19 protein-coding genes are annotated in these 19,656 nt (G+C 60.9%); 15 read left to right on the top strand and 4 right to left on the bottom strand.

The features are described from left to right. Positions 1-71 precede the first annotated feature (71 nt). A complete protein-coding gene (locus AAA138_RS07990; RefSeq protein WP_349090344.1) occupies positions 72-1,010 on the bottom strand; it encodes a type I phosphomannose isomerase catalytic subunit in 939 nt (312 codons plus the stop codon). 68 nt (positions 1,011-1,078) lie between these two features. Further along, positions 1,079-1,798 carry a GntR family transcriptional regulator gene (locus tag AAA138_RS07985; RefSeq protein WP_349090343.1) on the bottom strand — a complete coding sequence of 240 codons (720 nt, stop codon included), beginning with the start codon at positions 1,796-1,798 and terminating at the stop codon, positions 1,079-1,081. Positions 1,799-2,101: 303 nt separating this feature from the next. Between AAA138_RS07985 and AAA138_RS07980 the strand changes: the two genes are divergently transcribed. The 7 genes from AAA138_RS07980 (at position 2,102) to nhaA (ending at position 9,685) form a co-directional block, all read left to right on the top strand. Then, a complete protein-coding gene (locus AAA138_RS07980; protein WP_349090342.1) occupies positions 2,102-3,502 on the top strand; it encodes a glycoside hydrolase family 1 protein in 1,401 nt (466 codons plus the stop codon). A 120-nt stretch (positions 3,503-3,622) separates the two neighbouring features. Continuing rightward, positions 3,623-4,966, top strand: coding sequence for a PTS transporter subunit EIIC (locus tag AAA138_RS07975; protein WP_055285540.1), 1,344 nt, complete (start codon positions 3,623-3,625; stop codon positions 4,964-4,966). 161 nt (positions 4,967-5,127) lie between these two features. After that, entirely contained in the window at positions 5,128-5,430 is a 303-nt protein-coding gene (locus AAA138_RS07970) for a PTS sugar transporter subunit IIB (protein WP_055285538.1), read from the top strand. Between the two features lie 9 nt (positions 5,431-5,439). Next, positions 5,440-5,772 carry a PTS lactose/cellobiose transporter subunit IIA gene (locus AAA138_RS07965; protein WP_197736861.1) on the top strand — a complete coding sequence of 111 codons (333 nt, stop codon included), beginning with the start codon at positions 5,440-5,442 and terminating at the stop codon, positions 5,770-5,772. Positions 5,773-6,013: 241 nt separating this feature from the next. Then, a complete protein-coding gene (locus tag AAA138_RS07960; protein WP_035137699.1) occupies positions 6,014-6,967 on the top strand; it encodes an ROK family protein in 954 nt (317 codons plus the stop codon). A gap of 168 nt (positions 6,968-7,135) precedes the next feature. Continuing rightward, entirely contained in the window at positions 7,136-8,059 is a 924-nt protein-coding gene (locus tag AAA138_RS07955) for a manganese-dependent inorganic pyrophosphatase (protein WP_006235927.1), read from the top strand. Between the two features lie 267 nt (positions 8,060-8,326). Then, positions 8,327-9,685, top strand: a complete 1,359-nt coding sequence (gene nhaA / locus AAA138_RS07950) for a Na+/H+ antiporter NhaA (protein WP_349090340.1) — start codon at positions 8,327-8,329, stop codon at positions 9,683-9,685. A gap of 86 nt (positions 9,686-9,771) precedes the next feature. Here the strand turns inward: nhaA and AAA138_RS07945 are convergent, their stop codons facing one another. Continuing rightward, positions 9,772-10,026, bottom strand: coding sequence for a hypothetical protein (locus AAA138_RS07945; RefSeq protein WP_022093864.1), 255 nt, complete (start codon positions 10,024-10,026; stop codon positions 9,772-9,774). Positions 10,027-10,176: 150 nt separating this feature from the next. Between AAA138_RS07945 and AAA138_RS07940 the strand changes: the two genes are divergently transcribed. From AAA138_RS07940 to AAA138_RS07910, 7 genes are all read left to right on the top strand, one after another. Next, the gene (locus AAA138_RS07940; RefSeq protein ID WP_349090338.1) at positions 10,177-11,481 is read left to right on the top strand and encodes an aminotransferase class I/II-fold pyridoxal phosphate-dependent enzyme; all 1,305 of its coding nucleotides are present in this window, start codon (positions 10,177-10,179) and stop codon (positions 11,479-11,481) included. A gap of 66 nt (positions 11,482-11,547) precedes the next feature. Further along, complete coding sequence (locus AAA138_RS07935) at positions 11,548-11,862, top strand: STAS domain-containing protein (protein WP_138340237.1); 315 nt, start codon at positions 11,548-11,550, stop codon at positions 11,860-11,862. Positions 11,863-12,015: 153 nt separating this feature from the next. Beyond that, a complete protein-coding gene (locus AAA138_RS07930; protein WP_349090337.1) occupies positions 12,016-12,594 on the top strand; it encodes a twin-arginine translocase TatA/TatE family subunit in 579 nt (192 codons plus the stop codon). Then, positions 12,594-13,385 carry a twin-arginine translocase subunit TatC gene (gene tatC / locus AAA138_RS07925; RefSeq protein WP_055285525.1) on the top strand — a complete coding sequence of 264 codons (792 nt, stop codon included), beginning with the start codon at positions 12,594-12,596 and terminating at the stop codon, positions 13,383-13,385. The genes AAA138_RS07930 and tatC overlap by 1 nt, the downstream gene beginning before the upstream one ends. A 6-nt stretch (positions 13,386-13,391) precedes the next feature. Further along, entirely contained in the window at positions 13,392-13,748 is a 357-nt protein-coding gene (gene hypA / locus AAA138_RS07920; RefSeq protein ID WP_349090336.1) for a hydrogenase maturation nickel metallochaperone HypA, read from the top strand. A gap of 55 nt (positions 13,749-13,803) precedes the next feature. Continuing rightward, entirely contained in the window at positions 13,804-14,487 is a 684-nt protein-coding gene (gene hypB, locus AAA138_RS07915) for a hydrogenase nickel incorporation protein HypB (protein ID WP_349090335.1), read from the top strand. A gap of 54 nt (positions 14,488-14,541) precedes the next feature. Further along, on the top strand, positions 14,542-17,133 hold the full coding sequence (locus AAA138_RS07910; protein WP_349090334.1) for a DNA topoisomerase I: 2,592 nt from the start codon (positions 14,542-14,544) through the stop codon (positions 17,131-17,133). A 151-nt stretch (positions 17,134-17,284) separates the two neighbouring features. On the opposite strand, the gene AAA138_RS07905 is transcribed toward AAA138_RS07910, so the two are convergent. Continuing rightward, positions 17,285-18,232, bottom strand: coding sequence for a zinc-ribbon domain-containing protein (locus AAA138_RS07905; RefSeq protein WP_349090333.1), 948 nt, complete (start codon positions 18,230-18,232; stop codon positions 17,285-17,287). A 318-nt stretch (positions 18,233-18,550) separates the two neighbouring features. On the opposite strand from AAA138_RS07905, the gene AAA138_RS07900 reads away from it, so the two are divergent. Beyond that, positions 18,551-19,489, top strand: a complete 939-nt coding sequence (locus AAA138_RS07900; protein ID WP_349090332.1) for a serine hydrolase — start codon at positions 18,551-18,553, stop codon at positions 19,487-19,489. The last annotated feature ends 167 nt before the right edge of the window (positions 19,490-19,656 follow it).

Raw genomic sequence — 19,656 nt, 5'->3', positions numbered from 1 at the left:
ATATATGGACAAGGGGCTCCCCCGTTGGTGGACGGGGGAGCCCCTTGTTGCGTTTGGGTTGTTGGTGCGATCTACAGATGCGAGACGATCAGTTCCATCTTGCCTTCGAGGTCGATGGAGCTGACGGTGCTCGGGGCCAGCAGGTGGCTTCCCTTGTGGACGGGGTCGCCGCAGACGGTGCCTTCGCCGTCGATGACCGACAGGCACATGAAGGGCCAGCGCTGGTCGAGGGTCTTGCTGCCGTTGGCGCGCACGCGATCGACGGTGTAGCAGGGGTTGGACTCGAGCTCGGTCACGCCGTCCACCTCGGGCGCGGTCACCGTGCCGTCGGTCGGAGCCTGAGCATCAAAGTCGATGCAGTCGAGGCTCTGCTCAATGTGCAGCGGGCGCAGCTTTCCGTCGGTGCCGGGGCGGTCGTAGTCGTACAGACGATACGTCACGTCGCTCGACTGCTGCGTCTCCAGAATCAGCGTGCCGGTCTTGATGGCGTGAACGGTGCCGGAGTCGATCTGGAAAAAGTCTCCCTTGTGAATCGGCAGCACGTTGAGCATCTCGTCCCAACGGCCCCCCTCGATCATCTGCGCGGCCTCGGCGCGGTCGTGCGCGCGCTGGCCGACGATGATCGTGGCACCGGGTTCGCAGTCCAGCACATACCAGCACTCGGTTTTGCCCAGGCTGCCGTTCTCATGCTCGGCGGCGTACTCGTCGTTGGGGTGAATCTGGATCGAAAGGTCGTCCTTGGCATCCAGAATCTTAATGAGCAGCGGGAACTCCTTGCCCTCGCAGTTGCCAAAGAGCTCGCGGTGCTCGGCCCACAGCCACGAAAGCGTGTGACCGGCGTACGGGCCCTCCGCAATCTGGCAGTCGCCGTTGGGGTGTGCCGAGATGGCCCAGCACTCACCGATGGGACCTTCGGGAATGTCGTAACCAAATACGGTTTCGAGCTGGCGGCCGCCCCAGATCTTCTCGTGAAAGATCGGCGTCAGTTTAATCAAATCGGACATGTTCATACCCCCATTGTGTTGCGCGGGCGCTGCACAAAACAGCTCAAAACGAGCACCCGGATGACTACAAAAACCTATGCCAACGTTACGTTGTGCAACTCAAAGCGGTCGCCAACGTTGCGCGAGACCGAATACTCAAAGGCGGCGCCGCTGTCCAAAAAGCCAATCTGGGTGAGCTCGAGCAGGGGAGAGCCAGGCTTGGTGTCCAAGCGCTCGGCTTCTTCCTCGGTTGCTGCCACGGCGCGAATGGTACGGTGGAAGCTCGAAATCTTCAGCCCACATTGCTCGCGGATGAAGTGGTAGACCGATCCGTACAGGTCCTTCTTTTTAAGGCCTGGAATCAGCTCGAGGGGCATGTAGGTGTACTCGATAACGATGGGCTTCTCATCGGCCTGACGCACGCGCACGATGCGATAGGCAAAGTCATCCTCGGCAATTCCCAGCTGGGCTGCGATGTCCGCTGGTGGATTAACAATCGAGAAATCGTAGACCACCGAGGTCACCTTCTCCCCGCGGTGCTCATACGAAAAGCCCTGGGCACGGTCGTTTTTGCCCTGGAAAAACGCCTGACCGGGAAGTCCCGCCGTGTCCTTAACGTAGGTACCCGATCCGCGTCGGCTGGTAATAAGACCTTCCTCGGTGATTTGCTCGATAGCTCGTTTGACGGTGATTTTGGAAACGCTATAGAGCTCGCAGAACTCAACGACGGTGGGAAGCTTGTCGCCCGGTTTAAGAGTGCCATCCTCGATGCTTCGACGAATATCTGCAGCTATCGCCTCGTATTTGGGAATCATTGAACCTCCTTTCCGACATATATCAATACGCAAGTAAGTATAACCCTTAACAAGGCACCCATATAACCTTTATCTAAGAAGCTCGAGAAAGAAAAAAGAAAAAGACGCTTTACTTTTAGAATTAGAGCGCTATAGTTTAAGCAACGAACGGAATCTTTCCGCAGAACAGGATCGACCGTTTGGGGACGGTTTTGTTTTGGCGGGTTGGATATCGGTATGACCGGTGCGCGCCCGCGCCGGATAACCTGCCAAAGCAAACCCGTCTCCAACCGGAAGCTCTAGAACACGAAAGCGAGGACTTTGATGGCACAGTATCAGCTGCCCAACGACTTCTTCTTTGGCGCTGCTATGTCCGGCCCGCAGACTGAGGGTCAGTGGAACCAGGGCGGCAAGCTCGAGAACCTGTGGGACACCTGGTCCATCCAGGATCTGGGCTCGTTCTACAACTGCGTTGGCTCTTACGCCGGCAATGACTTTATGGCCAAGTACCAGGAAGACCTTCGCATTTTGAAGGACTTGGGCCTGGATACCTATCGCACTTCCATCCAGTGGAGCCGTCTGCTCGATGCCGACGGCAACCTCAACGAGGAAGGCGCCGCGTGGTATCACGAGTTGTTCCGCGCCTCTCGCGAAGCCGGCCTGGAGCCGTTTGTCAACTTGTACCACTTTGACATGCCCACCTACCTTTTTAACCGTGGCGGCTGGGAGAGCCGTGAGGTTGTCGAGGCTTACGCACATTACGCCGACGTCGCCTTCCACGAGTTTGGCCAGGAGATTAAGTACTGGTTCACCTTTAACGAGCCCATCGTCGAGCCCGAGCAGCGCTATCAGGAGGGCGTGTGGTTCCCGCAGCTCCACGACTTTAGCCGCGCCCGCACCGTGCAGTATCACATCTCGCTGGCGCACGCGCTGGCCGTGGCCAACTACCGCCGCGCCTATGACGAGGGCGCTATTCGCTCCGATGCCAAGATCGGCATGATCAACTGCTTTACCCCGGTCTACACCAAGGAGAACCCCAGCGAGGCAGACCTCGAGGCCGTGCGTATGACCAGCGGCATCAACAATCGCTGGTGGCTCGACCTTATTACCAAGGGCGAGCTTCCTGCCGACGTGCTCGACAGCCTGGCCGAGGGCGGCGTTAAGCTCCCGTTCCGTGCCGGCGACCAAGAGATTCTCAAGCAGGGTGTTGTCGACTGGCTCGGCTGCAACTACTACCACCCCACGCGTGTTCAGGCACCGGCGAGCAAGGTCGACCAGTACGGCCTGCCGCATTTTGCCGACGAGTACGTATGGCCCGACGCCGTTATGAACGAGAGCCGCGGCTGGGAGATCTACCCGCAGGGCCTCTACGACTTTGGCATGGACTGCGCTAAGAACTATCCCGATCTTGAGTGGTTCGTTTCCGAGAACGGCATCGGCATCATGGACGAATACAAGAACCGTGACGCCGAAGGAACCATCCAGGATGACTACCGAGTCGACTTTGTGCGCCAGCACCTGGAGTGGGTTGCCAGGGCAATCTCCGAGGGCGCCAAGTGCCGCGGATACCATTATTGGGCCGTCATCGATAACTGGTCTTGGGCCAATGCCTTTAAGAATCGTTACGGCTTTGTCGAGGTCGATCTCATGGACGGCTACAAGCGCCGCCTTAAGAAGTCGGCGGCCTGGCTCAAACAGGTCGCCACGACCCACGTGGTTGATTAGCGACCGGGCGAACGCCCAGACCGCGCGCCGCCGCGCGCAACACATGGCACATCTGGTGGCAGAGGGCGACAGACCACCGTGCGCATAGGAAAAGGCCGGATTTGAAAGTTAGGAGCAATCATGGCCAGTGACAACGGAAAGAGCTTCCTCGACAAGTTTGCCGAGGTCTCTGCGAAGGTGGGAAACCAAGTTCACCTGCGTTCCCTGCGTGACGCCTTCGCGACCATCACGCCGCTCTATATCCTTGCGGGTATCGCGGTTCTCATCAACAACGTCGTGTTCCCTCTGTTCCCGCTCGATGCGGCGGGCCTTGCCAACCTCCAGACCTGGGGTTCGGCAATTACGCTGGGCACCCTCAACGTCTCTGCCATTATCTTGGCCGGATTGATTGGCTACAGCCTCGCCAAGAACAAGCGTTTCGATAACCCGCTCGCTTGTGTGGTCGTCGCTATCTCTGCTTTCGTCATCATGATGCCGCAGCAGATCACCGCCTCGCTTGCCGCCACGAGCCCGCTGCTCACCGACAAGATCACCTCCGCCGAGGTCACGGGCGCCCTTTCGACTGCCAACACCGGCACTAACGGTCTGTTCTCGGCCATTATCATCGCTCTGCTCTCCGTCTCGCTCTTCATCAAGATTTCTGGCGTCGAGAAGCTCAAGGTTAAGCTGGGCGAGGGCGTGCCTCCCGCGGTCTCCAACTCCTTCAACGTCATGATCCCGATGCTGCTCAACCTCGCAATCTTCGCTCTTGCCGCAGCCCTGCTCGCCGTGTGCGCCGGCACCGATCTGTGCGCCATCATCTCCACGTGCATCTCCAACCCGCTCAAGAACATCATGAACGCCGGTCCGTGGGCTGTTATCCTCATCTACACCCTTGCCAACCTGCTGTTCTGCGTCGGTATTCACCAGTCCACCATCTCTGGCGCTACCGTCGAGCCGATCCTGACCATGCTCATCGTCGACAACATGGCTACCTTTGCCGCCGGTGGCACCATCCAGCCCGATCACTACATGAACATGCAGATCGTTAACAGCTTCGCCCTCATCGGCGGCTCGGGCTGCACCCTCATGCTTCTGCTCGACACGCTCCTGTTCTCCAAGAACAAGGCTTCCGAGACCGTTTCCAAGATGGCTATCCTGCCTGGTCTGTTCAATATCAACGAGCCGGTTATCTACGGTTACCCCATCGTGTACAACCTGCCGCTCATGATCCCGTTCGTCCTTCTTCCCGACCTGTTCATCGGCATCACCTATGGCCTTACCTGCGCAGGCATCATCAGCCCCTGCATCGCCCAGGTGCCCTGGACCATGCCCCCCGTCATCAATGCCCTGCTCGCTACGGGCTTTGACTGGCGCGCCGGCGTGTGGCAGGCTCTCGAGATTGTCATTGGCATGGCCGTCTACCTGCCCTTTATGAAGATTTCCGAGAAGGCAATCGCCAAGCAGGAGGCTCTCGCCGAGTAGAACGCCTAACGTTCGTCCCTTTCACCTTTGCGGGTGCCGGTACGCGGTGCCGGTGCCCGCGGCTCTCTCCCTTGTGTAAAGATGCAGGGGGGTGGGCACAATAGCCGCAAGGAATAAAACCAGTTGTCGTCTGCGCGCCGCGCAGTTATAAGGAGGAAACCATGAAGAAGATCATGCTCTGCTGCAATGCCGGTATGTCCACGAGCCTGCTGGTCCAGAAGATGCAGGCCGAGGTTGCAAACCGTGGTCTGGATATCGAGATCGAGGCTCGTCCCATGAACGAGGCCCACGATCACCTGGACGAGTGCGACATGTTGCTGCTTGGCCCGCAGATCGGCTACACCAAGGGTGACTTTGAGAAGGAGGCCGCCGGTCGTTTTCCGGTCGAGGTCATCAACATGGTCGACTACGGCCGCATGAACGCTGCCGGCATCATCGACCACTGCGTCAGCGTGATGGGCTAGGTGCTCCACATGGAGGATATGAATGAACTGCAGATGACCTGCTTTGAGATCATCAGCTACGTCGGTACCGCCAAGAGCATGTACATCAATGCCGTGCAAAAGGCCAAGGAGGGCGATTTTGACGCCGCCGAGGAGCTTATTAAGCAGGGCGACGAGGCCTATAACGGTGGCCACGATGTTCACATGGGGCTTCTGAAGAAGGAGGCCAACGGCGAGCGTAACGGCGAGGCCCCGTTGATTCTGCTGCATGCCGAGGACCAGATGGCCGGCACCGAGACCATGCGCGTCATGGCGACGGAGCTCATCGAGGTTCACAAGCAGCTGCAGGCACTTCAGGCCTAGTCGGCGTTATCGCCGCGGCGGACCGTGCGGTCCAACAGACAACATAGTCCCTTTGACGGGCGCCGGGAGTCTCCGCCTCCCGGCGCCTTTATATTTGGGGAAGGTCATGTGCGGCCTGTTGAGCAGCCATCTGCGTTTCCCCAGATAAAACCTGCCAAAACAAACCTGTCCCTTTTTGGTAGGTTTTTGCCTTGGGAGCGGTACCATACAGACAATGTTTAAACGAGAAAGGTGGGCTCCCATGGAACCTAAGCAGTATTACATCGGCATCGACGTCGGCGGCACCTCGGTCAAGGAGGGTCTGTTCGATGAGGACGGAAACCTGCTTGCCAAGGCCAGCGTGCCCACGCCTCCCATCGTTGACGCTGCGGGCTTTGCCGCGGTGACCGAGGCTATCGACCAGGTGGTCGCCAAGGCCCAGATTCCGCGTGCCTTTGTGTCGGGCATTGGCCTGGCCGTTCCGTGCCCCATCCCGGCATCGGGCGATGCCAAGGTCAAGGCGAACATCGCCATCAACCTGCCCGAGCTCAAGATCGCCATCCAGGAGCACTGCCCCGACGCGGTCGTTAAGTACGAGAACGACGCCAACGCTGCTGCTATGGGCGAGGCCTGGCTCGGCTCTGCCAAGGGCGTACAGAACGTGGTGATGGTCACCATTGGTACCGGCGTGGGCGGCGGCGTTATCGTCAACGGCGACGTGGTATCGGGCGTTGTGGGTGCTGGCGGCGAGATTGGCCACATGTGCCTGAACCCGGCCGAGGAGCGCACCTGCGGCTGCGGCGGCCATGGCCACCTGGAGCAGTATTCCAGCGCCACCGGCGTGGTGAGCAACTACCTTGCCGAGTGCAAGAAGGCGGGCGTCGAGCCCATCGAGCTGACCGGCCCCTCCGATTCCAAGGACGTGTTCCAGGCTTGTCGCGAGGGCGACAAGCTCGCGCTGGCCGCGGCCGATACCATGGCCGACTATCTCGGCCGCGCACTGGCGCTTATTGCCAACGTGGTTGATCCCGAGATGTTCCTCATCGGCGGCGGCGCCTCCGCCTCGGCCGATGTCTACCTCGACAAGGTTCGCGAGCACTTTAAGCAGTACGCGCTTTCCGCCTCGCGCGAGACGCCCATTAAGGTCGCTTCGCTCGGAAACGACGCCGGCATCATCGGTGCCGCCTACGTAGCCCTGCGCGCTGCCGGTAAATAGCTGGTGCAAGGGGGACAGGTTACATTGCACCAACATGGTGCAAAAGGGACAGCCTTGGCCCCCGTGCCTGCGCCCCAAAATATGCCGTGGCCCTTCCGTCTGCGAAGGCTCGGCATCGGCGTGCTACCATAGCTACGTCCAAGTACACATATCAAGTGGAGGATATCCATGGCAAACGTTCTTGTCTTTGGTCACCAGAACCCCGATAACGACGCCATCATGAGCGCCGTCGTCCTGTCCCAGCTGCTCAACCAGGTTGAGTATGCCGGCAACACCTACGAGGCCTGCGCCCTTGGTCAGCTTCCGGCCGAGTCCGCCAAGCTGCTCGCCGACGCCGGCATTGCCGAGCCCCGCGTGATCGAGTCCGTCGAGGCCGGTCAGCTCGTCGTCCTCACCGACCACAACGAGTCTGCCCAGTCCGTCGCCGGTCTTAAGGACGCCACGGTCTTTGGCGTCGTCGACCACCACCGCATCGGCGACTTCGAGACCGCCGGCCCGCTGCACTACATCTGCCTGCCCTGGGGCTCCAGCTGCACCATCGTCACCAAGCTCGCCGGCGTGCTCGGCGTTGAGCTTTCCGACGTTCAGGCCAAGCTGCTGCTCTCGGCCATGATGACCGACACGCTCATGCTCAAGAGCCCCACTACCACCGATGTCGACCGCGCCGTCGCCGCCAAGCTCGGCGAGCAGGTGGGCGTCGACCCGGTCAAGTTTGGCATGGAGGTCTTCCTCACCCGCCCGTCCGGCTCCTTCACCGCAGCCGAGATGGTTGGCAACGACATCAAGATGTTCGAGCCCGCCGGCAAGAAGCTGCTCATCGGCCAGTACGAGACCGTCGACAAGAGCCGTGCGCTCGGTATGATCGACGAGATCCGCGAGGCCATGCGCGCCTACGCCGCCGAGAAGGGTGCTGACGGCATCGTCCTGTGCATCACCGACATCATGGAGGAGGGCTCGCAGGTCCTGCTCGAGGGCGAGACCGAGGCTGCTCAGAAGGGTCTGGGCATTGCCGACGAGCACGACGGCGTCTGGATGCCGGGCGTCCTCTCCCGTAAGAAGCAGGTCGCTGCCCCCATCATGGCCGCCTGCTAGGTTTAGTTGACCAAACGCCACGACCGGATCGCGGAAGCCCCGTGCTCCGGTCGTTTTTTGTGCACGGCGCCGCGTCGTCTCTTGGATAGGCGTGCCCGTGCCGTTGAGCAAATAATGTTCAACCTGTGGTTCCGCTTTTCGGCCACGCTTGCGCGCTTGTCGTGCAGGGTAGGCTAGATGCAAGCGTAATACGTTAGAGCGCGGCGCCGCCACTTGGGCGGGCCGTGCTTTTTTAAGACGGGAGCTTTCCCGTGAAAGGAGCCGCCCATGGCAGCACCCGAGCAGCTGTTTAACGTTCGTGAGCGCAAGCGTTTTGAGCGCCACGACATTTGGGAGCGCATCACCGAGAACGGCACGATTTCCGCCGCCGTCATGGTCTTCGCCGCCATCGCCGCCGTCATTTGCGCCAACACCGATGCCTACGAGGCCATCCATCACTTTTTGGAGACCCCGCTGTATGTGGGTCTGGGCAACCTTACGGCCGGTCTTACCGTTGAGCTTTTCGTCAACGACTTCCTCATGGCGATCTTCTTTTTGTTGGTGGGCATTGAGCTTAAGTACGAGATGACGGTCGGCGAGCTCAAGAACCCGCGCCAGGCTATGCTTCCCATGCTGGCGGCCGTGGGCGGCGTCGTCGTTCCCGCCTGCATCTATCTGATCTTTAACCATGCCGGCGCGCACAACGGCTGGGCCATTCCCATGGCAACCGATATTGCCTTTGCGCTGGGCGTGCTGTCGCTTTTGGGCAACCGCGTGCCCAACGGCGTGCGCGTGTTCTTCTCGACGCTCGCCATCGCCGACGACCTCATCTCCATCGCCGCCATCGCCATCTTCTACGGTCAGAGCCCCAATCCGTTTTGGTTGGGCGCCGCCGCGCTTGTGACCTGCGCGCTCGTGTGGCTCAACAAGACGCAGCATTACCGCCTTGCCCCGTATTCGGTACTGGGTCTGCTGTTGTGGTTCTGCATGTTCAAGAGCGGCGTGCACGCTACGCTCGCCGGCGTCATCCTGGCCTTTACCATTCCGGCCAAGTGCGGCGTCAAGCTCGATAGCCTCACCGATTGGTTGGGCGAGTGCCTACCGTTGCTCGACGACCGCTACGACGACGAGGCGCACATCCTGGGCCAGCACGACTTTACCGTCTCGACCACCAAGGTCGAGCGCGTCATGCACCGCGTGACCCCGCCGCTCATCCGCATGGAGCGTCTGATCTCCACGCCGGTCAACTTTGTGATTCTGCCGATCTTTGCGTTCGTGAATGCACAGGTTCGCCTAGTGGGCGTGGATATGAGCACGTTGCTCACCGACCCGGTGACGCTCGGCGTGTACTTTGGCATGCTGCTGGGCAAGCCGATCGGCATCTTTGGTATGACGTTTGCCCTGGTTAAGTTTAGGGTCTGTGAGCTGCCGCACAATGTCAACTGGCACATGATTGCCGGCGTGGGCATTCTGGGCGGTATCGGCTTTACCATGTCGATTCTCATCAGCGGTCTCGCCTTCCCGACGGCCCAGTTCGAGGTCCTGGCTGCCAAGGCCGCTATTCTTGCCGGTTCGGTCACCGCTGCCGTGCTCGGCATGATCTACATGAGTGTTGTCTGCAAACACCCCGCGCCCAAGGGCGAGTAAAAGCACATACAAGTTTGAAAACGCCGCCTGTGAACACCATCACAGGCGGCGTTTTAGTCATTGGGGACGTTCTTAAATGACTAGGTTTATTCCACGGTGCCGTAGACGGCGCCCCAGCCGTGGGCGGCCAAGGCGGAGTTGAGCTGGTCGCAAAGTGATTGGCGGTCGTAATAGCCGGGCGGTAGCAGGTTGACGATTTCCATGAGGTCGGGCGCCAGGTCCAAGATCTCGGCCTGCACGATGAGATCCAGGCGGTCGATGGCGTGGCGGTCGTAAAACAGTCCGTCGACCAGGCGCTGCAGGTCGCCGAATTCCTCGGCCTGGAACGATCCATACTCCATAGTGCCTCCTTGGGCGCCCCACGCCGGCATGCGCGGCGATTCGTAATTTATTGCGATGGACTTAATCTATCACGGCTTCATAACGTTGCGGCGGTGGCGGTCTATACTTAGACGAACTGCAACGTACCGCTTCGCGAAAGGTCGCACCCCATGCAGACGATCTACCAGAAGATGGAAACCACCGAACTCGATGCCGCCATCGCGGCGCTCAAAGCCGAGGTCGCCGAGGTCAAGGCCAAGGGTTTGGCGCTCGACATGGCCCGCGGCAAGCCGTCGCCCTCCCAGGTGGACATCTCGCGCCCCATGCTCGATATCCTCAATGCCGACGCCGATCTGCACGACGGCAACGTCGATTGTTCCAACTACGGCTGTTTTGAGGGTATTCCCTCGGCACGCAAGTTGGCAGGGGAGTTCCTGGGCTGTCCCGCCGAGCAGACGCTCGTACTGGGTTCGTCGAGCCTGCTGATTGAGCACGACATCGCCGGCATGTTCTGGCGTTGCGGCTCGTGCGGCAGCGAGCCCTGGGACGCCTACGAGGCCGCGCACGACGGCAAGAAGGTCAAGTTCCTGTGTCCTGTTCCCGGCTACGACCGCCACTTTGGCATCACCGCCGATCTGGGTATCGAGAATGTCCCCGTCGCGATGACCGACAACGGCCCCGACATGGACGAGGTCGAGCGTCTGGTTGCCGCCGACGACTCCATCAAGGGCATCTGGTGCGTGCCCAAGTATTCCAACCCCACGGGCATCACCTTTAGCGAGGACACCGTGCGCCGCCTGGTCGAGATGCCCACGGCCGCGTCCGATTTCCGCATCTTCTGGGACAACGCCTACTGCGTGCACGACCTGTACGACGAGACCGACGAGCTCGCAAACATCTTTGACCTCGCTCGTGCGGAGGGCACCGAGGATCGCGTGGTGGCCTTTGCTTCGACGTCCAAGATCACCTTCCCGGGCGCCGGCATTGGCTTTATCGGTGCGAGCCCCGCGGTTATTGCCGAGTTCTCCAAGCGCCTGAAGGCAGGTCTTATCAGCGCCGACAAGCTCAACCAGCTGCGTCACGTGCGTTTCCTTCCCACCATCGAGGCGGTCAAGGAGCATATGAAAAAGCATGCCGAGTTCTTGCGTCCGCGCTTTGAGGCCGTTGAGCGCAAGCTCACCGAGGGCCTGGGCGATACGGGTTGCGCCACCTGGACGCATCCCCGCGGCGGCTACTTTGTGAGCTTTGATGGTCCCGAGGGCTCTGCCCAGAAGGTCGCCGCGCTTTGTGCCGACCTGGGCGTCAAGCTCACGCCGGCTGGTGCCACTTGGCCTTATGGCAAGGACCCGCGCGACACCAACATCCGCATCGCGCCGAGCTACCCCACGGTCGAGGACCTGGAGGCCGCGCTCGATGTGCTGGTGCTGGCCGTCAAGCTCGTCGCTGCCGAGCTTGCGCGTGCCGAGCGCGCCTAACGCCTAGGGTCCCGCAAGTCCGCGCCCAGTACTATCAGCACTCTCGATTCGCAAAGGAGCGTATACATGGATTTGGGAATTTCCACCAACCCCACGCCGGAGCTCTACACCATCAAGGTGGCCGGCGAAATCGATATCTCTAATGCCGACAGTCTGCGTAACGCCATCGACTTGGCGCTCGAGCAGCCCACCGAGGCCGTTGAGCTCGATTTTGCCCAGGTGAGCTACATCGATTCAACGGGCATTGGCGTTCTCGTGGGCGCCGCGCACCACGCGGTCGACCACGGCAAGCGCTTTAGCTGCACCAATGTGCAGCCCCAGGTGATGCGCGTGGTTCAGCTGTTGGGTGTCGACCAGGAGATTTCGATCACCGCTGCATAATCTTTGTCCCCAAAAGGGCGTGCCGTTTGGCATATGTTTGTGATGCGCTCGGACGTTTTGGCGTCCGGGCGCTATACTTGACCGAATGAATAGACGAGTTCCGGCCGAATGGCGCGGTGCGGGCTCGACTCACATCGAGCCTTGGAGGTATGTGTGTTTGGTATTGGAGAGGGTGAGCTCGCGATCATCGTGGTCTTCGGCTTTTTGCTGTTTGGCCCGGATAAGCTCCCGCAGATGGGCCGCACGATCGGCCGTGCCATCCGTCAGTTCCGCGAGACGCAGGAAAAGATGACGGCCGTTGTTCAGTCCGAGATTATCGATCCGGTGAGCGAGGCCGCGTCGGCCCCGGTCAAGCCCAAGAAGGCTGCCGTCGATGATGATTCCGATTCGGACGAGGATGCCGTCGAGACGGCTGCGCCCGCAAAGAAGGAGACCTTTGCCGAGCGCCGTGCCCGCCTTGCCGCCGAGAAGGCCGCGAGCGAGGGTGCCACTGAGGGCGAAGGTGCTGCTGAGGCGGCCGAGGGTGCAGAGCCTGCCGCTGCTGCTGATGCTGCCGTCGAGCCCGAGCCTGCTGCAGAGCCGGAGCCCGAGCCCGAGCCGGCAGAGCCCACGACGGCTGACCTCTATGCCCGTCGTCCCCGCAAGCGCAAGGCCGTCGTCGAACAGCTCGCCCGCGAGCTCGAGGCCGAGGACGATGCCGCTGCCGACGCCCCGAAGGGAGGCGATGAGTAATGCCTATCGGACCTGCGCGTATGCCGCTCTTCGATCACCTGGGAGAGCTCCGTCGCCGCCTGACCATCGTGGTCGTATCGGTCTTTGCCGCCGCTATCGTGCTGTATTTCGCCACGCCCGTGGTGCTCGACATCTTGGAAGACCCCATCCGCTCCTTTGTGCCGGACGGTAAGTTCTACATCACCACCACGCTCGGCGGCTTTGGCCTGCGCTTCTCGCTGGCCATCAAGATGGCCGTGGTCATGTGCACGCCCATGATCATCTGGCAGATTTTGGCGTTTTTCCTGCCGGCGCTTCGCCCCAACGAGCGCAAGTGGGTCGTGCCCACGGTGCTCGCCTCGACGGTGCTGTTCTTCCTGGGCGCAATCTTTTGCTACTTCATCATCATCCCTGCGGGCTTTGAGTGGCTCATCGGCGAAACCTCGGCCGTCGCTACGGCGCTGCCCGATCTGGAGAACTACGTCAACATGGAGCTGCTCTTTATGATCGGCTTTGGCGTGGCGTTTGAGCTGCCGCTCATCATCTTCTACCTTTCCGTCTTCCATATCGTGTCCTACGCGGCCTTCCGCAGCGCCTGGCGTTACGTATACGTTGGCCTGCTTGTGGGCTCGGCTGTGATTACGCCCGACGGCTCGCCCGTTACGCTGGGCCTCATGTATGGCGCCCTGCTCTCGCTCTACGAGATTTCGCTCGCTATCGCCCGTGTGGTCATTACCGCGCGCGAGGGCAAGGAGGGCTTGTTTGTGAGCCGTCTGGACCTGTTCTCGGACGATGAGGACGACGAGGAGTAAATCGGTATGCACGAGGTTGGCATTGTCAACGGCATACTCGATACAGTGATTCGCGCGGCGCGTGGGGCGGGGGCCTCGCGCGCCGTTTTGGTAACGCTGCGTATCGGGGATATGACCGAAGTTGTGCGCGAGGCGCTCGACTTTGCGTGGGAGACGTTTCGCGACGAGGATCCGCTCACGCAAGGCTGCGAGCTTGCCGTGGAGGAAGTCCATCCACAAAGCGAGTGTCTGGACTGCGGCGAGGTCTTCGATCACGACCGCTTTCACTGTCGCTGCCCTCACTGCGGCGGCGCCAACGTGCGCCTGCTGCATGGCCGCGAGCTCGACATCGCAAGTATCGAAATCGAAACCCCCGATGATTAGCCCATCAGCCATCTGGGGACGGGGTATAAAGGGGCAGAAGTAAGGAGTGCCGAATATGGCCGAGAAAACGATTGATATCGCGTCGCCGATTCTGTCGCGCAACGAGCGCCTGGCAGATCAGCTGCGTCAGCGATTTCATGAGACAAACACCTACGTGATTAACGTGCTGTCGAGCCCCGGCTCGGGCAAGACCACCACGATCCTGGGCACCAACGAGCGCCTGCGCGACAAGGCTGGCCTGCGCTGCGCCGTCATCGAGGGCGATATTGCCTCGGATGTCGACGCCATTACCATGAAGGAAGCCGGCATGCCCGCCATCCAGATCAACACGGGCGGCCTGTGCCACCTCGAGGGCAACATGATCATGGAGGCCGTTGACGCGTTCGACCAGGCGGTGGGTCTGGAAAACATTGACGTCATCTTTATCGAAAACGTGGGTAACCTGGTCTGCCCAGTCGACTTTGACCTGGGCGAGAACCTGTCCATCATGATCCTCTCGGTGCCCGAGGGCGACGACAAGCCCATCAAGTACCCGGGCATCTTCCAACACGCCGGCGCGCAGCTGCTCAATAAGGTCGACGTGGCCCCGGCTTTCGATTTTGACATGGATAGGTATACTAAGACACTCGATGACCTCAATCCGCAGGCGCCGCGGTTTGCCGTGAGCGCGCGCAAGGGCGAGGGCATGGATGCCTGGTGCGATTGGCTCATCGGGCAGATTGAGCAAGCAAGGGCGTAAGTCGGCCGCCATACGGGCGGGCGTAGCCGCAGAGACATGAGATAGGAGCCTCTTTTGAAGCTCATCATCGCCGAGAAAAACGACGCCGCGCGTCAGATCGCCGAGCGGCTGTCCACGGGTAAGCCTAAAAAGGACAAGGTGTACAACACCGCCATCTACCGTTTTGAGTGGAAGGGCGAGGAGTGCGTGACCATCGGCCTTGCCGGTCACATCCTTGCGCCCGATTTTTGCGACAGCGTGCTGTTCGATAAAAAGCTGGGTTGGTATTCGGTGACCGAGGACGGTGAGATGTTGCCGGCCGATATGCCCGATGGCCTGGCGCGTCCGCCCTATGACACCAAGCGTAAGCCGTTCCTTGCCGATGGCATCTCCATCAAGGGTTGGAAGCTCGAGAGCCTGCCTTACCTCACCTGGGCGCCCGTCATTAAGCTGCCGGCCGAGAAGGAGCTCATTCGTTCGCTCAAGAACCTCGCTAAAAAGTCCGACAGCGTCATCATCGCCACGGACTTCGACCGCGAGGGCGAGCTGATCGGCTCGGACGCTCTCAACAAGGTGCGTGAGGTTGCGCCGGACTTGCCGGTTGCCCGCGCCCAGTACTCTTCGTTTACCAAGGCCGAGATCACGCACGCCTTCGATAATCTCGTCACGCTCGACCAGAATCTGGCCGACGCCGGCGAGAGCCGCCAGCACATCGACCTCATTTGGGGCGCGGTGCTCACGCGCTATCTGACGCTCGCCAAGTTCGGCGGCTTTGGTAACGTGCGCTCTGCCGGCCGCGTGCAGACGCCGACGCTCGCCCTGGTGGTCGAGCGCGAGCGCGAGCGCATGGCGTTTGTGCCCGAGGACTATTGGCAGATCCGCGGCATGGGCGCCGCACAGGGCGCTACCGAGGACGATCGCTTTAAGATTGCGCACAAGACGGCGCGTTTTACCGACAAAGATGCTGCCGAGACGGCGTACGGCCATGTTGACGGCGTTACGACGGCAACCGTCGCCGCGGTGACCAAGCGCTCGCGTAAGCAGCAGCCGCCCACGCCGTTTGCGACGACCTCGCTGCAGGCTGCCGCTGCGGCCGAGGGCATCTCGCCTGCGCGTACCATGCGCATTGCCGAGTCCCTCTACATGGCCGGTCTCATCAGCTACCCGCGTGTCGACAATACCGTGTACCCTGCGACGCTCGATCTGGGGGCCGTGGTGAGCGACCTGGCAAAGATCAACCCAGCGCTGGCGCCCGTGTGCAAAAAGGTGCTTGCCGGTCCTATGAAGCCCACGCGCGGCAAGGTCGAGACCACCGACCACCCGCCTATCTATCCCACGGGCGAGGGCGATCCGTCCACGCTCGACGGCGGCCAGCGCAAGCTCTACGACCTCATTGCCCGTCGCTTCCTGGCAACGCTCATGGGTCCCGCGACCATCGAGAACACCAAGCTCGAGCTCGACGTCAACGGCGAGCCGTTCGTGGCCTCGGGCGACGTGCTCGTGACCCCTGGCTTCCGCGAGGCCTATCCGTACGGCCTTAAGCGCGACGAGCAGATGCCGCCGCTGGAGCAGGGCGATACGGTCGACGTGTTCGACATTAAGCTCGAGGCCAAGCAGACCGAGCCGCCCGCGCGCTACAGCCAGGGCAAGCTCGTGCAGGAGATGGAAAAGCGCGGCCTGGGTACCAAGTCCACGCGCGCGAGCATCATCGAGCGCCTGTACGCCGTGCGCTACCTCAAAAACGATCCCGTGGAGCCGAGTCAGCTGGGCATCGCCATCATCGATGCACTGACGCAGTTTGCCCCGCGCATCACGAGCCCCGATATGACCAGCGAGCTCGATGGCGACATGACCCGTGTGGAGCGCGGCGAGGATACCGAAGAGCATGTAGTGACGCACTCGCGCGCGCTGCTGGCTGGTGTGCTCGACGAGCTGCTCAAGCACACGCAGGAGTTGGGCGACGCCATCAGCGACGCCGTCACGGCCGATGCGCGCGTGGGCGCTTGCCCCAAGTGCGGCAAGGACCTGGTTATGAAGACGAGCGCCAAGACCCGTGGCAGCTTCATTGGCTGCATGGGCTGGCCCGACTGCGATGTGACCTATCCGGTGCCGAGCGGCGTCAAGGTAAGCCCGCTCGAGGGCGAGGCAGCCGTGTGCCCCGAGTGCGGCGCGCCGCGCATTAAGTGCCAGCCGTTCCGCCAGAAGGCCTTCGAGATTTGCGTGAACCCCACGTGCCCCACCAACTACGAGCCTGACCTTAAGGTGGGCGAGTGCAAGGTGTGCGCCGAGGCCGGACGCCATGGCGACCTGATCGCGCACAAGAGCGAGAAGAGCGGCAAGCGCTTTATCCGCTGCACCAACTACGATGACTGCGGCGTGAGCTATCCTCTGCCGGCGCGCGGTAAGCTCGAGGCGACGGGTGAGACATGCCCCGAGTGCGGCGCCCCCATCGTGGTGGTCAACACGGCGCGCGGTCCGTGGCGTATCTGCGTCAACATGGACTGCCCGACCAAGGAGAAGAAGCCCGCCCGCGGCCGCAAGACCACGACCAAGGCGAGTACGGCAAAGAAGACCACGGCGACAAAGAAGACTGCTGCCAAGAAGACGACGGCCAAAAAGACGACTGCCAAGAAGTCGACTACCAAAAAGACCGCTGCCGACAAGTAACCGAGCACATATAGACACGGCGGGGCCGGGCGCGCAAATGCAAATGCGTGCCCGGCCCCACTTCTAAGTTGCGGTGAAATAGGGACTGTTTTTGCTGGCAAAAGGCCTAATTGATCCCTATTTCACCGCAAGTTATGATCAGTTGTTGGGATTACTTCACCTCGACGGGTGCGGCGCCGGGGTAGCGGTCCTCAAAGTCCAGACGGTATTTGTTGTCGTTGGTGCCCGCTACGTTGTCGCGCGCCAGCGGCGCTACGATCTCGTCCTTGTGGTTGGCGGGGCTGGAGTACTCAAGGCTGATCTCCCAGGCATCGCAAATGACGTCAATGCGATTCTCCAGGTCGTCGTAGAGCGCGATGATGTCTTTCCACGAGCTATAGTTCTGCGAGTCGATGGGAACATCCAGGTCCTCGACCTCGTCCTTAAGGTCGCCGATCTGATCCTCGAGCGCCTCGGCGGCATCGCTGGCAGATTGGCGCGAGCTGCGGTCATCCTTGAGATAGTACGTGTTAAACGTGGTAGCGCAGTCGCGAACCTGCTGATCAAGATCGGAGAGCCTGCTGTAGTAGGAGCTCAGCTGGTCGTAGACGTTCTGCTCGCTGATGGTGGCGGCATCGTGGGCGTCATCGTCATTATCGTCAAGCTTGTTGGGGTCGCCCTTGACGGACATATCGTCGTCATCGTGGTCGATCTTGACCTTCTCGATGGTTGTGCCCTTGGAATCGTCGGCGTTCTTGTTGAACGGTCCGATCATAAAGAATGCGACCAGCGCGATAATCACGACGACCAGTACGGCGATGATGCCGATAAGCAGAGCGTTGTTGTTTTTGGGCGCAGCGGGAGCACCGGCCTGCGGAGCGGCGGTCGGTATGGGCTGCTGCGGCGCGGAGCCGGCTGGCGTCGCCCATTGCTGCGTCGTGCCGACTTCGGGCTGGGGAGCGGGCACGGGCTGATGGGCGGACTGTACGGTCACGTCTGCCTGCGCATCCTCTTGCGACTGAGAGGCCTGGCCATCATCGGTTACCGGCGTTCCGCAGCTGGTGCAGAAGCGCTCGTCGTCTTTCAGAAGCTTGCCGCAATGGGTACAAAACCGGGGCATGATGGTTCCTTCCACTCGATGTGTTGGCTAGATTATAAGGTGGTTCAGGTGCGGTTGGGCCGCGCCGACCCAACTGGTTGTGTGAGGATGATCATGTCGCGCATGCCCTGTCGCATGCGTCACAATGAGTGCGGCGTGCTAGGTGTCCGGCGCGGCCGTTTATCGACGGCTCGGTAGAATGCGATGGTGGGGAGTGAGTCTGTGTACTGCGGCGAGCAAGGTCGGGGTGGCGGCGAAAACGTGGAGGCGTTCCGGTTCCCGCCGGGGGATGCGCCCCTCGCTGCGCGCGATTGCTCGCGTCGAGTGTTTTGTGCCGGGATGTTGACCGGAGCGCTTGCCTCGGTGATGAGTCTCGGCGGTTGTGCCGCGCGCCGCAACGAGGCTGAGGGCTCCGCTGTCCCTGTCAAACAAACGTCAAAGCGGTCATCCGCGACAAAAGCGACGGCCGCTCCTAAGTCTTCTTGGATCGCCGCCATTCAGCAAGATATCGAGGCCCTGGTCGAGCCGTATGGCGACTCCGTCTCGGTTTACGCCGTGGCGCTTGATCCTCAAACGTTCGCGTCGCTCGATGGTGAAGTCGCTGTGGCGCCGGACGCGCGACATGTGGCGGCAAGCATCATCAAGCTTCCCATTCTCGCTTGTGCGCTCGAGACCGTGACGGCGGGCGAGCTGTCCCTCGACGAGCAGATAACGGTAACGCAACAAGATATCGTGGGTGGCAGCGGCAGCATTCAGTCGCGCGGCGCGGGTGTGTCGTACGGTATTGACGAGCTACTGCACGCTATGATCGCCCAGAGCGATAACGTGGCAGCGAACCTTGTTATCGGCAGGCTTGGCATGGATACGGTCAACGAAACGTGTGCCGCATTGGGACTGACCCAGACCGTGCTCGCTCGTTTGATGATGGACACCGAGGCCCAGGCACAAGGTCGCGAGAACTATACGAGCGCCCGTGATGCTGCGGCCGTGTTGCAGCGGCTGGCGGCGGGGACAATCGCGACGCCCGAGCCGTGCGAGCGAGCGCGCGGATATCTGCTGGCGCAGGAAGACGCGCGCGGTATTGTCGAGGGTGTTCCCGGCGGCGTTTTGGTTGCGCACAAAACGGGCAGCCTGGCGAATGCTCAGCACGATGCCGCAATCGTCTACACCGAACGCTCCTACGTGCTGGCAATCCTCACCCAAGACCTCGAACGCGAGCAAGCCCTAGCCCTCGAGCGCGATATTTCCTTCGCCATCAACGCCCGCGCCCACTCCTAACTTGCGGTGAAATAGGGATTGTATTTGCTGCTAGAAGGCGTATTCAGTCCCTATTTCACCGCAACTTTGGAAAGGCACCTTTAGCCGTTGGGGACGTTCTTAAACGACTAGTCATTAAAGAACGTCCCCAACGACTAGTCATTTAAGAACGTCCCCAATGACTAGGT

The sequence above is a fragment of the Collinsella sp. CLA-JM-H32B genome (assembly GCF_040098065.1).
Taxonomy (GTDB): domain Bacteria; phylum Actinomycetota; class Coriobacteriia; order Coriobacteriales; family Coriobacteriaceae; genus Collinsella.
The sequence above is the reverse complement of the archived record's forward strand: the minus strand, read 5'-3'. Positions and strand labels throughout refer to the sequence as shown.